Annotated in this window: 12 protein-coding genes; all 12 read right to left on the reverse strand. The window is 47.7% G+C overall.

The genetic code is table 11. From position 1 onward, the window contains the following. Window positions 1–12 precede the first annotated feature (12 nt). Window positions 13–2,094: a BglG family transcription antiterminator gene (locus tag Len3610_RS12685; protein ID WP_176448271.1), complete on the reverse strand. Its 2,082-nt coding sequence runs from the start codon at window positions 2,092–2,094 to the stop codon at window positions 13–15. A gap of 27 nt (window positions 2,095–2,121) precedes the next feature. Further along, window positions 2,122–3,582 (reverse strand): PTS mannitol transporter subunit IIBC, encoded by a 1,461-nt coding sequence (locus tag Len3610_RS12690; protein ID WP_176448272.1) that lies wholly within the window; start codon window positions 3,580–3,582, stop codon window positions 2,122–2,124. A 378-nt stretch (window positions 3,583–3,960) separates the two neighbouring features. Beyond that, complete coding sequence (locus Len3610_RS21040; RefSeq protein ID WP_255259600.1) at window positions 3,961–4,089, reverse strand: hypothetical protein; 129 nt, start codon at window positions 4,087–4,089, stop codon at window positions 3,961–3,963. Between the two features lie 324 nt (window positions 4,090–4,413). Further along, the gene (locus Len3610_RS12695; RefSeq protein WP_176448273.1) at window positions 4,414–5,193 is read right to left on the reverse strand and encodes a putative hydro-lyase; all 780 of its coding nucleotides are present in this window, start codon (window positions 5,191–5,193) and stop codon (window positions 4,414–4,416) included. 108 nt (window positions 5,194–5,301) lie between these two features. Continuing rightward, entirely contained in the window at window positions 5,302–6,093 is a 792-nt protein-coding gene (locus Len3610_RS12700) for an SDR family oxidoreductase (protein WP_176448274.1), read from the reverse strand. A gap of 81 nt (window positions 6,094–6,174) precedes the next feature. Further along, window positions 6,175–7,032, reverse strand: a complete 858-nt coding sequence (locus tag Len3610_RS12705) for a fumarylacetoacetate hydrolase family protein (RefSeq protein ID WP_176448275.1) — start codon at window positions 7,030–7,032, stop codon at window positions 6,175–6,177. Between the two features lie 56 nt (window positions 7,033–7,088). After that, complete coding sequence (locus tag Len3610_RS12710; protein WP_176448276.1) at window positions 7,089–8,063, reverse strand: threonine ammonia-lyase; 975 nt, start codon at window positions 8,061–8,063, stop codon at window positions 7,089–7,091. A gap of 81 nt (window positions 8,064–8,144) precedes the next feature. Continuing rightward, a complete protein-coding gene (locus Len3610_RS12715) occupies window positions 8,145–9,083 on the reverse strand; it encodes a 5-oxoprolinase subunit C family protein (protein ID WP_176448277.1) in 939 nt (312 codons plus the stop codon). A 4-nt stretch (window positions 9,084–9,087) separates the two neighbouring features. Then, entirely contained in the window at window positions 9,088–9,855 is a 768-nt protein-coding gene (locus Len3610_RS12720) for a LamB/YcsF family protein (RefSeq protein ID WP_176448278.1), read from the reverse strand. Continuing rightward, complete coding sequence (pxpB, locus tag Len3610_RS12725) at window positions 9,836–10,579, reverse strand: 5-oxoprolinase subunit PxpB (protein ID WP_255259601.1); 744 nt, start codon at window positions 10,577–10,579, stop codon at window positions 9,836–9,838. The genes Len3610_RS12720 and pxpB overlap by 20 nt, the downstream gene beginning before the upstream one ends. 74 nt (window positions 10,580–10,653) lie before the next feature. Then, window positions 10,654–11,865 carry an Nramp family divalent metal transporter gene (locus tag Len3610_RS12730; protein WP_176448279.1) on the reverse strand — a complete coding sequence of 404 codons (1,212 nt, stop codon included), beginning with the start codon at window positions 11,863–11,865 and terminating at the stop codon, window positions 10,654–10,656. Window positions 11,866–12,273: 408 nt separating this feature from the next. Continuing rightward, window positions 12,274–12,996, reverse strand: a complete 723-nt coding sequence (locus tag Len3610_RS12735; RefSeq protein WP_176448280.1) for a GntR family transcriptional regulator — start codon at window positions 12,994–12,996, stop codon at window positions 12,274–12,276. Window positions 12,997–13,148: the final 152 nt, after the last annotated feature.

The raw sequence follows: 13,148 nt of genomic DNA on the forward strand, positions 1-13,148 counted from the left end.
GTGATGCACTCCTTACATAATCGTTTCGTTTAGCCATTTATAAAAATGCTTTGACAGGTGCTCCCCAATCCGGTCTGCATCGCCGGATTCAAGCACGTGGATACTTTCCTCTTCTATGATCAGACTGCTGAGATAGCTGAGCACCTCCAGCAGCTCCTGTTCCGCATCAGCTGGCGCCAGCATGACGAGCAGTGTGTTCATCATCATTTCAGTTCCGTCCATACTTTGAATTTTTAAAAGCGAATCCAGTGTATAAACGGTAAAACTCGGCTGCATGACCTCGTCTGTCCGTGTATGAAAAAGCGCCAGATGTGATCCGGGAATGCCGAGTCCGCTTTTTGCTTGCCTATCGATTAAAACGTCCTTAACGGATTCCGGGTTGTTTAACACGCTGTTTTCAGCCAGTTGATGGCACACTTCATGTAACAGCATTTCCTGTGATGTTTTTCCTGACAGCCGCTTAACGTCAAGTGACGTCAGCACATCAAGAATGGCCGCCGAATAGGTTTGTGTCCTTTCCAGCTTTTGCCGGCTATCCGACTGTTCGCTGTCCCATTTCGTCTGCTCATGCGGCTTCTTGAACACAGCTGCTTTTCGTTTCCGGATCGCCCGTTTCACCTCATCCGCTTCCGGTTTTGTCAGCATGGGCGAGGTCAGAATATAATCATCCGCCGCTTCATCCAGTGGGATTGTGGAAACGATAATATCATAGTCATCTGTTTCGGTATTTTCCAGATCAAACAGCGATTTGTTGTCTACCTGCTTAATTTCCGGAATCTGCTGTTTCAGTTTAGTTGCCAGCATTTTCGCTGTTCCGATACCGCTTGAGCAAATGACAAGCGCCCGCATGCTCGCATCTGTTTCGTCATGCAGCAGGATTGCGGCAAAATGGAGCACAAGATAGGCGATTTCATCTTCCGGGAAAGCAATGTCCGGAAAGACCTCACCCGCGGCATCCTGAACGATTTTGAACAGGTTATCGTAATCGCGCCTGATCTCGTCCAGCATCGGATTACTGATGGTTAAGCCTTTCTTCAGCCTGTAGATGGACGGCTTCAAATGAGCGACGAGGTCATTGAGCAGCGTGATGTTATAGGTTAAATCTTTTCCCAGCCGATTGCTTACAAAATCGATCATTTCTTTTGCCTGATAAGCGACATCAAGACTCGAATCTTCAATCAGATAATGCTGATCCGCCCTCAGCTTCGCGCCCAACAAGTGCATGGTGATATAGCCGATTTCATCATTTGGAATGGTCATATCAAAATCATTTTCAAGATTGTGAAGCAGCTTCTCGGCGATCGCGTATTCATCAGTCTGGCTGATTTCATTTAAATACGCTTGATCAAATTCGATCGTGTCGCCCTTTTGCAGACGCTCAATGGCCAATGCCAGGTGAACGACCAGCCCAACATACGCATTGTCTGCCAAATCATATCGCAGCAGATCCCGGGTCTGTGCCACGCGCTGTTCAATGATGCTTAATTTCTCAGGATTTACCAGCCCCAGCAGCCGGTCAGATATGGTGTCTGTGTAAGACGTGCGTGTCCGCTGTTTTAAAAATGACACGATGTCTGCTGTGTTCACATGTTCGGAAATCAGACTGCTGATCGCTGCACGTTTATCAGCTTCCTTGCCTTCAATGCGGACGCCATAACCTCTTCTTCTGATTAATTGGAGCCTGAAGTTTATAAGTCTGTCTTCCAGCTGATCCAAATCATGACTGACGGTTGCGGTTGTCACGTTCAAGTTTGCTGCAAGGGTGAACAGTTTGACCGGCTCATCCGCTTCGAGCAGCGTTGATAAAATAATGGTCTGGCGTTCTGCCGGGGTGAATTCGGACCACGGTGTTTCCGCTATCTCTGACATCATCAGTTTTTTATCAGCCTCTGAACCGGAAATTCGCAGGCCGACACCTGATTGTTTGTGCAATTCCAAGTTATAATCAAACAAAATCCGCTCAATAGTGGCTAAATCCCTGTGAATGGTGCGCTCACTCACATCAAGCTTATCAGCGATTGTTTTGATCGTGACAGCTTCCTGAGCTTCCAATAAATACTCAAGCATTTTTCGTTCACGGCCTGACAGGTACAAGCGGTTCACCTCCCTTGCAGCTTGATGTTACTTTTTCAGACGATCAGTCAGCTCATCATATTTCGGGCTGTTCAGGAAGTTTTCCACCGAAATATGCTCGGCACTCGGCAGTTTTTCTTTTGCCTGATCGGTTAAATCCTTATGGGTAATGACGATATCCGCATCGTCCGGAATCGCCTTGATGGCCGTGTTATTCACATCAATCGTTTCAATTTCCGCTTTCTTGAATTTGTTTTTCAAGAGTGATGCGCCCATAGCGCTGGAACCCATTCCGGCATCACAGGCGAAAATGATTTTGCCGACGTCTTCTGCAGGCTTTTCTTCAGACGGCTCATTCGTCTCAGGCGTTTGATCACGTTCAGCCGTTTCTGCTTCTGACGCATCCTGTTTCAGGCTGCCTGCAACTGAGCTCTCCTTGCCTTTCATTTCTTCCATTTTACCAGTTGCTTCAGTCAGGTCTTCATCAGATGATTTGCTCGTTTTCAGTATAAGCGCCGCAATCAGGAATGATACGACAGTTGCTATAACCACACCTGCCAGGACGCCGATGTAGTTACCCTGCGGTGTCAACGCTAATATTGCAAAGATACTTCCCGGTGATGCCGTTGCAACCAGTCCGGCATCAAAGATTGTAAATGCGAACACACCACTTACGCCCCCGCCAATCACGGCCAGAAGCAAAGCAGGCTTCATCAGCACATACGGGAAGTAAATTTCATGAATACCGCCCAAAAACTGGATGATTGCCGCACCGGGCGCAGAACTTTTGGAAGTGCCGGCCCCGAAAATAGCAAACGCTAGTAAGACACCCAATCCCGGGCCAGGGTTCGCCTCCAGCAGGAACAGAATCGATTTTCCAACCTCTGTTGACTGTTCCACCCCAATTGGACTTAAGATGCCATGGTTAATGGCATTATTCAGGAATAAAATTTTCGCAGGCTCGATGATGATATTGGCCAGTGGCAGCAACCCGGCATTTATGATCACTTCAACACCAGCTGCCAATGCATTATTAAGACCCTCAACAATAGGGCCAATTAGGCTGACCGCAATACCTGCGATGATTGCGCCTAGGATGCCCGCTGAAAAGTTGTTATAAAGCATCTCGAATCCGGAACGAATCTTGTCCTGGAACAAGTCGTCCACTTTTTTCATAAGATAGCCGCCCAATGGCCCCATGACCATGGCACCTAAGAACATCGGTATATCAGCACCGACAATCACACCCATCGTGGCAATCGCACCCACGACACCTCCACGCTTATCATATACCAGCTGCCCGCCGGTATAACCAATCAAAAGCGGCAGGAGGTAATTGATCATCGGGTCGATCAATGTTGCCAGCTGTTCATTCGGCAGCCACCCATCCGCCATGAACAGCGCCGTAATAATACCCCACGCAATAAACGCGCCTATATTCGGCATAATCATACCGCTCAAAAAACCGCCAAAGCGCTGTACTTTGGTACGGAAGCCTTTTTCCGCCATCGCTATATACCCCTTTCTAAATATAAAGCCTATCATTAGCGTACAGCGCACAGGCAGCGTATTCAATCTCATCTTAATGCTAATTTGTCATAGGAGATGGTGACATGATTTAATAAGTAGGATTTGCTTGTTGGGGGGCTAGGGGGTCTGTCCCCCATCGCTCTAATACGTTAAAGCAATGGGGGACAGACCCCCCCCTTCAGAGCAGCTCTCGCATGATTTGGGTTGACTCTCGCTCGATTTGGCGCGGTTCCTGGATGAAGACAATTCACTATATCGCCAGCAAAAAACAAGTCCATTCTAACCTTAGAACAGACCTGTTCTCTAAGCCTTACAGCTCCAACTTTAAATCATTCAACTTCTCTTCCGATAGTCCTGTTACATCAATGATATCTTCATCCGCAATTTTCGAAGCATTGCCAGAGCTATTTCTTTTCTTTCTTTCACCCTAATCTTATCATATATCGGTTTCAAAGTTGGTGGGTCAGGGTATTTCATTCTTTCCATATGATTCACCTCCTCTACCATTGGCTCTATCTCCTCTTGCAGCTCCCCTGACATCTCACGAGGAACTTCCAACAGATAATCAATAAAGAATAACAGGGGATCTGCATACTCCCGGTGCTCGACTTTTTTATCCCTTATCAACAACTCGAATAATCGACGCTTTTTTAAGAAAAAGCGATTTGTTTTTAAAATGACTTACGCCGATTTTCTGGATTCGCGATTTTCGGCATCCGCTTTCGAAAAACGCGTCTCCGGAAAATCCCGTACACCAAAAAACAGGTCCGTTCCAGCGCAAAAACGAACCTGCTTCATAACCCTGTACGTTCACATGACAGCATGTGCTTCTTCCTTTAAATCTGTTATGAACATGTGTCCCGGCGCGTGCGTTATCGCCATGTCACTATCGCTGTTCATCACAGCCGCTTGAGGTGTGACGCCGCATGCCCAGAATACGGGAATCTCATCGGCGTGAATCGTTACGTCATCGCCGAAATCCGGTTTGCTTAAGTCATTAATTCCAATCGTGCCGGGGTCGCCAATGTGAACCGGCGCGCCATGGACTGACGGGAATCTTGAAGTGATCTGCACGGCTCTAATCGCATCGGCCGGTTTCATCGGACGCATCGATACAACCATCGGACCGCTCAGTTCTCCTGCGCTTTCACATGGGATATTTGTCCGGTACATGGGCACATTGCGGCCCTCATCAATATGCCGGATGGGGATACCATTATCAAGCAGCGGTTTTTCAAATGTAAAGCTGCAGCCGATAATAAACGAAACAAAATCATCAGACCAGTAATCTGATATATCCGTGACTTCCTTGATCATTTTGCCATTTTGATAGATCCGGTATTTCGGCAAGTCTGTCCGCAAGTCTGCATCAGGTGCTGTTTTTACCGGGACTGGACTGCCCTCATCTGTTACTTCCAGCAGCGGACAGGACTTGGGATTCCGTATACAAAACAGCCAAAAATCATAGGCATATTGTTTAGGGAGAATAACCAGATTTGCCTGCGTATTGCCCGGATTGGCGCCGGTTGTTGGCTTTGTCCATTTCCCCTGTCTGATGGATTGCCGAATTTGACTCGCATCGTTGGTCATTTTACGTCTCCTTTCGATTAAACAAGAAGCTTCGACCGCCGTAGATGGGGTCTGTCCCTCATCGCTTTAACGCGTTAACGCGGCAGGGGACAGACCCCCGGCACACATTTATATAGCTTTCACCATGCCGCCATCGACGACGAACGATTGGCCGGTGAGGTATGTGTTCGCTTGTGAGCCCAGGAACGTGATGATTTTGGCAAATTCATCCGGCTGACCATAGCGGCCGATTGGGATGTTTTGCTCGGTATCCTGGCGTACTTCATCGGGACTGATATTCAATTTTTCCGCCTTTGTTTGGTCGAGACTGGCAACACGGTCCGTGGCAATGCGGCCCGGTCCGACTGTATTGACCAGGATGTTATCGGGGGCCAGTTCCTGAGACAGAGACTTAGACAGACCGAGTATTCCTGTACGGAAAGTATTTGATAAAATCAAGTTATCAATCGGCTGCTGAATGGACGATGATGCAAGATTTATAATCCGCCCGCCATCCCCTTTTCGCATGTAAGGGAGCACAGCCCGCGTCGTACGGATAAAACTGAGCAGATTTAATTCAAATGCAAATTGCCAGTCATCGTCATCCACTTTGTCAAAAGTACCTGCGGGTGGGCCGTCGGTGTTGTTGATGAGCACATCGACCGTGCCATACTGCTCCACCGTCTTATCGACCAGATTTTGGATATCGTCCGCTTTCGTCATATCGCAGACGGTGTAGGCGACATGATCATTGTCTGTTTCAGCTTGGATGTCTTCCGCGGTTTGCTGCAGCTCCTCTTCACTGCGGCTGGAAATCATCACCTTGGCGCCTTCAGCTGCAAATTGAAGGGCAGACGCCTTACCAAGTCCTTTGCTTGAAGCCGTCACGATAACTGACTTATCTTGTAAACCTAAATCCATGTTGATTTCCCCTTTCTGTATTTAGGGGGGGTCTGTCCCCCATCGCTTTAACGCGTTAACGCAGTGGGGGGCTGTCCCCCCTTATCCGTTCACCGGATTAACGAGTGGTTCAAAGCCATCAATGTGACACGCAACGACATCGCCATCACGAATAACGACTGCACCGGGTGTTCCGGTTGATATGATGTCTCCCGGCAACAGTGTCATCACTTTGGAATGGAATGACACAAGATGCCATGGTCTGAATGTCATGTTCGAGACGACGTTTTTGCGATGCAGATTATTGTTGATCATCGTTGAAACATTGAGTGCATGTACATCACCAACCTCGTCGGGCGTGAGGAGTTGCGGGCCGAAACTGAAGAACGTATCAAAGCTTTTTGATCGTGTTAAATACCGCGGATTCTTTTGCAAAATATCTTCAGCTGTCATATCAATCACAGTTGTATAACCCGCAATGACATCCTGTGCTTCTTGTTCAGGGACGTCCTTGCACGTCTTGCCGATAATGATCCCGAGTTCCGCTTCGGCTGTCGTCCGTTCTGATTGACGCGGAATATAAATGGTGTCGTTTGGACCGATAATCGCCGTATCCGGTTTCATGAAACTTGCCGGTTCTGTGTTTGGAGCTGCTTCACTCAAGTCGGATGCATGTTCCACGTAATTGAGGCCGATGCCCCAAATCTTTCGCGGATGGCGGTAGAGCGGCGCATACTCAGCATCGGCTAGTGGAATGATACTGTCCACCTTATCCAATTCATCCAGCGATTCAAACCATAACCTGAATTCCGTCAATTGACCTGATGTCAGCAAACTTAATACATCAGCCGGCCATTGTTGGTTGTAAGTATCGTTTAAATCCTGAACTCGAGCAACACCATTATCCGTCACAACAGCCGCCTGTTCTTTCCCCTGATAATTAATCGTTACAAGGCGCATTTAATTCAACTCCTTTTTTGTGGGGGACTTTTTGTGGGGGACTGTCCCCCACCGCTTTAACGCGTTAACGTAACGGGGGACAGACCCCCTATAATCCCCGCTAACTTATCCAATGCCATATTACCGCCCGACACAACGGAGCAGATATTTTTTTCGTGCAAGCCCGCCTTATTGGTCATGGCTGCTGCAACTGCCACGGCAGCTGATGGTTCAATGAGCTGTTTCATTCGCTCCAATACAAAGACTAACGCCTCGGTTATCTCATCCTCCGTCACAAGCACAATATCATCCACATATTTCTGCACAACCGGGAACGTCAGGTCACCTGGCTGGGATGCCCTGAGTCCGTCAGCTATAGTATCGGCACGTTCGATGGCGGTCAGCTTTCCTTGTTTTTTGGATAAAAATGTATCATTCGCTTGTTCCGGTTCAACACCAATTACTTTGACATCAGGCCGTGATTCTTTAACGGCCGTCGCGATACCGGAGATGAGGCCTCCTCCGCCAATCGTTATGTAAATGGCATCAACATCAGGGATTTGCTCCAGGATTTCAACGCCTGCCGTACCCTGTCCCGCCATGATGAGCGGATCATCATAGGGCGGAATGAACACTGCTTCCTGTTCGGTTGTCAGTTCTTCAGCTTTCTGCAAACGCTCCGTCGATGTCGTCCCGCACGTCATAATGTTGGCACCGTAACCGCGAATGGCGGCTACCTTACTTGAGACGGCATTTTCAGGCACAACAATTGTTGCCTCCAGCCCGAGCTTCCCTGCAATATAGGCAACGGCCTGTCCATGATTCCCGGAAGATGCGGTGACAATATGCTTTGCCCCTTCTTCGGCGACTGTTCTCACTTTGTTGGTTGCACCCCGGATTTTAAAAGCCCCCGTTGGCTGCAAATGCTCACCCTTCAAAAACATTTTATTGTCAGTTTTTGCTGAGAGCGTCCTGGACGTCAAGACAGGTGTCCTGCGTATCACGTCCGCGATGTTGCCGTACGCATCATTTATATCGTATATTGAAATCATTGCGTTACCCTCCTTTTTCGGGATCTGGGACACGGGGTCTGACCCTCTGTCCCCGTCTCAGGGGGACTGTCCCCCACCGCTTTAATGCGTTAACGAAGTGAGGGACAGACCCCCAAGAAATTTTTCTTCGTTAACGGCCAGTTTTTGTGCTTCATTCACGTTGACCGGTTGGAACTGTATGCTGCTGTTCGGGGGGAGCTGTGATACTTTTGGTAGATCAACGGAAATGACGGTGGCAATCCGTGTGTAACCCCCGGTTGTTTGCCGGTCTGCCATCATGATGATCGGCTGGCCGTTTGCCGGTACTTGTATGGTGCCAAACGGTATGGCGTCCGACCAGATGTCTGCGCCGTTTTTATGCGGGATTTCCGTTGATTTCAGGCGATAGCCCATCCGGTCAGATTCAGGGCTGACAATATGCTCCTGTCGATAAAACGTTTCGATTCCCTTTTCGGTAAACCGGTCGGTATCGGGCCCTTTCACTACCCTGATATGAGCTGGATTAGCATACTGGGGAATTTCACGATCAATCAGCCCCACCCCATGATGAGCACTGACATCAAAGCCATTAATCGTCATATCTTTTTCAATAACCGTTCCAAGATTCGCACGTTCATACGTCGATTTGCTGCCCATGACAACCGGCACATCATAGCCGCCCGCAACAGCCAAATAAGCGCGCACCCCCGCTACAGGACGGCCAAACGTAATCCGGTCACCCGCCTGGACTTTAAAAGACTTCCACATGGGGGCTCTTTTGCCATTGATTGCCGGACTCAGATCAGCACCACAAATCGCGATAACCGCTGATGATAAGACATCAAGCTCCGGCCCCATTAATGCGATCTCCAGAGCAGCTTCATCCCGGCGGTTGCCGACCAGCACATTCGCCACTTGTAATGCGAATGGATCCATCGCGCCGGATGCGACAACACCATACTGCTGCAGCCCTTGCCGCCCTAAATCCTGAACCGTCGTTTGCAAGCCTGTTTTTTTGAATTTAAATAGTGGCTGTGACAATGAATTAAGCACCGACACGTCGAATGTCAATTCCTTCCGCTGTCAATCGCCCGCGCAACTGTTCAACAAACTTCAAAGCATGCGGGTTATCACCGTGAACACAGACCGTATCCGCTTCAATGGCGATGGTTGTGCCATCAACAGCAACGACATGCTTATCATAAATCATATGCAGCACCTGCTCGATGGCATCATCCGGGTCCGTTATCATGGCGTTCGCATCTGTGCGGGGGGTTAGCGTGCCATTTGCCTGATACGTCCGGTCGGCAAACACTTCAGATGCAGTCGTCAGGCCATGATGTTGTCCGGCGCGTATCAGCTCACTTCCGGATAACCCAAATAAAATCAGATCATCATCAATATTTTTAACAGCTCTGGCTATCGCATCAGCCATTGCCGCATCAGTCGCTGCCATATTATAGAGTGCACCGTGTGCTTTGACATGGTTCATCCGGGCATCATGCACCTGACAAAAGCCTTTTAATGCGCCAATTTGATAGGTGACAAAATGGTAAACATCATCCGGCTCCACCATTATATTGCGCCGCCCAAATCCCTGCAGATCAGGCAGCCCCGGGTGGGCACCGATGCCGACACCATTTGCCTTTGCTGTTTCGACGGTATCATACATCGTATTATGATCCCCGGCGTGGTAACCACATGCTATATTGGCAGATGTTATAATTTTCAATACGTCATCATCAAGGCCGATCGTATAAGCGCCAAAACTTTCCCCAATATCACTGTTTAAGTCAATCCGATCTTTCGCCATCCTGAATCACTTCCTTTTCAATTTGAAACGCCTGGTTGCGAACCTGTTTTTCAATGCTGTCGTAGTCACTTTCTGAAATGGGCACGAACCTGATTCGGTCACCTGCCTGATATAAAAAGGGGTCATCACGATGCGGGTCAAATAATTTTACAGGCGTTTTGCCGATCAAGTTCCACCCACCCGGCGACGTCAACGGATAGATGCCTGTTTGATTGCCGGCAATCCCCACCGAGCCTTCAGGGACACTGCTTCTCGGATTATCCAAACGCGGTGTGGCCAATACTTCCGGCAACCCACCCAAATACGGAAAGCCTGGCAAAAATCCAATCATATAAATGAGATAATCAGTACCGGAATGGATGTCCACCACCTTTTGTTCACTTAAACCGTTATTCGCTGCTACATGCGCTAGATCGGATCCAGCGCAGCCGCCATACAGAACAGGAATTTTCACAAGCGTCACCGTTTCGTCATCAACGTACAAATCCCCGCCGGCTAAATCCAGTAAGGTGTCGCGCATCGTTTTATACGAAATTTGATAAGGATGATAATAGACAACCACTGAACGATAGGTTGGCACCCATTCGGTGACTCCCTTAATGGCATGCTCACGCAAACGTTTGCAGAAAGATCTGATCTCACGGTTCAAATCCGGCGATACGTCTTCGTTAAAATTTATGCGAATGGCCGTATCACCTACTGGCTGCCACGATATATTTAGCAAAATGGATCACCTCCACATGTGGGGTCTGTCCCCCACCGCTTTAACGCGTTAACGTGGTGGGGGACAGACCCCCCCTAATCGAGAATGCCGAATGATTGTAGTGCCAATAGAATTGTGATGGCAAAAATCAGCCAGCCGGCTACATTGATCCACGTCCGGTTAACATGTTTGCCGAGCAATTTTTTATTATTCATGACAAACATGAGCAATAGGACGATAACCGGTAAAATCAACCCGTTCGCATATTGCGCAAATAAAATGACCTGGATTGGCTCATATCCCAAACTTGCGAACAGAACACCAACCACAATAATGAATAGCCAAACCATGCGAAAGCGCGTGGATTTTAAATTACGTTCCCAGCCAAGTGCACCGGATGTTGCATAAGCTGCCGCCAGCGCTGCAGTCACTGACGATGTGATGCCGGCTGCAAAAATCCCGATTGAAAATACGTATTTGGCCCAGGAACCAAGCAGCGGCTCCAGCTGAACAGCCATTTGCGCCGGATTACCAAGCGCCGTACCAATCGGAAACGCAGCCGCTGCCGTTAAAAGAATCGCAATTGAAACAACCCCGCAAATTATCATTGATGCAATAATATCAAATCGGCCATCTCTTATCCCTTCTTCCCCTTTCCAACGTTCCTGAACCGTAGAGGATTGCAGGAATAAGGTATAAGGCACAATGGTTGTTCCGATAAGGGATATAACAAACAGCCCCGCCCCATCAGGCACTGTCGGAATGAAGGTGCCTTCAAACATCGCACCAAGATCCGGCTGAACCACGACTGCTGTAATGACAAAACTTAAACTCATGATGAGGATGAGTGTAATGAAGGCCTTTTCAATTATTTTATAACTTCCAGTCCACAATAACAAGGCAGCGGCGATACCAATGATGACACTCCACACATCAACAGGAATTCCTGTGATCGTCGTCAATCCAATCGCCCCACCGGTAATGTTTCCGGTTTCATATGCAGCATTACCTATCAATATGGCAGCAATAATGAGGAAAACTGTGGCTCCTTTTAAAACCGGATGCGTGAACTGGTCCCGCATCACCATACCGAGTTCTTTTCGGCTGATAATTCCCAGCCGCGTTACCATATCCTGCAGAATCATCGTAGCCAAAAGCGAAAAAACCAAGGCCCATATGAGGACATATCCAAACTCAGCCCCCGTAGCAGAAGCCGTCGTGACCGTACCCGGACCGACAATCGACGCTGCCACCAGCACCCCAGGCCCTAGTGTCCTCAGCCTCTCAAAAAACCCTTTTTGTCGCATGCTTCCCTCCCGGATTCCTGTATTTGAAATATTCTTTTATTAGTGAATATTATACTTTGTGGTGATGAATTAAGCAAATGGCGGTTTAAGGAGTTATGATGGGGTGATTTTCGGGTGGGAGGAAAATCTGTAGTATAGGAGGGAACTGGGGTTGGAGGCGTTCTTTCGTGTTGGGAGGTTTTGGATTGCGGTGCTCTCGTATGAGTTTGAGGTGGGCTCGCTCAGGTTTGTTTTGAACAGACTTGAGCATCGGAAAATCGTTCAACCCATCGCCGAATACATAGACATCGTCAGGACTTGAGCGGATTTTTATAGATTGTTTCGCTATTATGAACAACATACTGCAATCATTCCATGGGGCCAGTCCCTCATCACATTAACGTGTTAGAGTGATGAGGGACTGGCCCCCTATTCCCCATTCCTCGATGAAACGACTTTAAATGCGTACTTATGGGGATGGAAGTAAATTTTTGAGTACTCAAATACCGTTCCATCCTTGAACGTCGAGAATGCCTGCATAAATAATAATGGATCTTGTTCGGCGATCTGCAAATGTTTTATGATTTCGTCACTAGGCATCATTGGTATAAGCTCACCGTAACGTCTGTCAATTTTATATCCCTTACTGCTGATATATTCATATTTTGACCGCTTCATCACTTCAATCGATAAATCCGAAAACAGATCGACCGGCAAATAGGATTCTTCCAATATTAACGGTTCGAAATCCGCAAAACGAAGCCGTTTAACGTAATAAACTTTTTCATTTTCGTCTATTTTCAAATGCCCCCTGGCCTCTTCAGGTGGTGACATCAGTTGAAATTCCAGTATTTCATTGGAAGGGTTATTGTCCAGACTGCTCATTTCCTCGGTGAACCCCTGTAATCTCAGAATATCGTGTTCGATTTTCTCGTGATTGATATAGGTCCCACTTCCCTGAATGCGGTACAGGACACCTTCCTCAACAAGCTGTTTAATGGCCTCCCTTACCGTTACTCTGCTCACACCATACGTTTGGGCGAGTCTTGTTTCGGAAGGTATGGCATCTCCGTGTGCTAATTTTGCATCATCTATATCTGTTTTTATGTTGTTTGCAATTTGTTTGTATAATGGCAACGAATTGTTCCACATTTTACTTATCAACCTCTCCAATTACTGGTTAAAGTGTACCACGTTCTGACAGTTTTTTATACCATTTTATAAATTTGTATTATAATTGTATTGATATATGCATAAAGTTGAGTTAAAATCATATTAATAACAACATGAAAGGGGTTACATTT

The organism is Lentibacillus sp. CBA3610 (genome assembly GCF_013373365.1).
Classification (GTDB): Bacteria; Bacillota; Bacilli; order Bacillales; family Amphibacillaceae; genus Lentibacillus.

Bases quoted from the DNA above. Each gene is read 5' to 3' on its own strand.
- Len3610_RS12690 (WP_176448272.1), bottom strand. From the start codon at position 3,582: ATGGCGGAAAAAGGCTTCCGTACCAAAGTACAGCGCTTTGGCGGTTTT.
- Len3610_RS21040 (WP_255259600.1), bottom strand. From the start codon at position 4,089: ATGGAAAGAATGAAATACCCTGACCCACCAACTTTGAAACCGATATAT.
- Len3610_RS12695 (WP_176448273.1), bottom strand. From the start codon at position 5,193: ATGACCAACGATGCGAGTCAAATTCGGCAATCCATCAGACAGGGGAAA.
- Len3610_RS12700 (WP_176448274.1), bottom strand. From the start codon at position 6,093: ATGGATTTAGGTTTACAAGATAAGTCAGTTATCGTGACGGCTTCAAGC.
- Len3610_RS12705 (WP_176448275.1), bottom strand. From the start codon at position 7,032: ATGCGCCTTGTAACGATTAATTATCAGGGGAAAGAACAGGCGGCTGTT.
- Len3610_RS12710 (WP_176448276.1), bottom strand. From the start codon at position 8,063: ATGATTTCAATATACGATATAAATGATGCGTACGGCAACATCGCGGAC.
- Len3610_RS12720 (WP_176448278.1), bottom strand. From the start codon at position 9,855: ATGGCGAAAGATCGGATTGACTTAAACAGTGATATTGGGGAAAGTTTT.
- Len3610_RS12730 (WP_176448279.1), bottom strand. From the start codon at position 11,865: ATGCGACAAAAAGGGTTTTTTGAGAGGCTGAGGACACTAGGGCCTGGG.
- Len3610_RS12735 (WP_176448280.1), bottom strand. From the start codon at position 12,996: ATGTGGAACAATTCGTTGCCATTATACAAACAAATTGCAAACAACATA.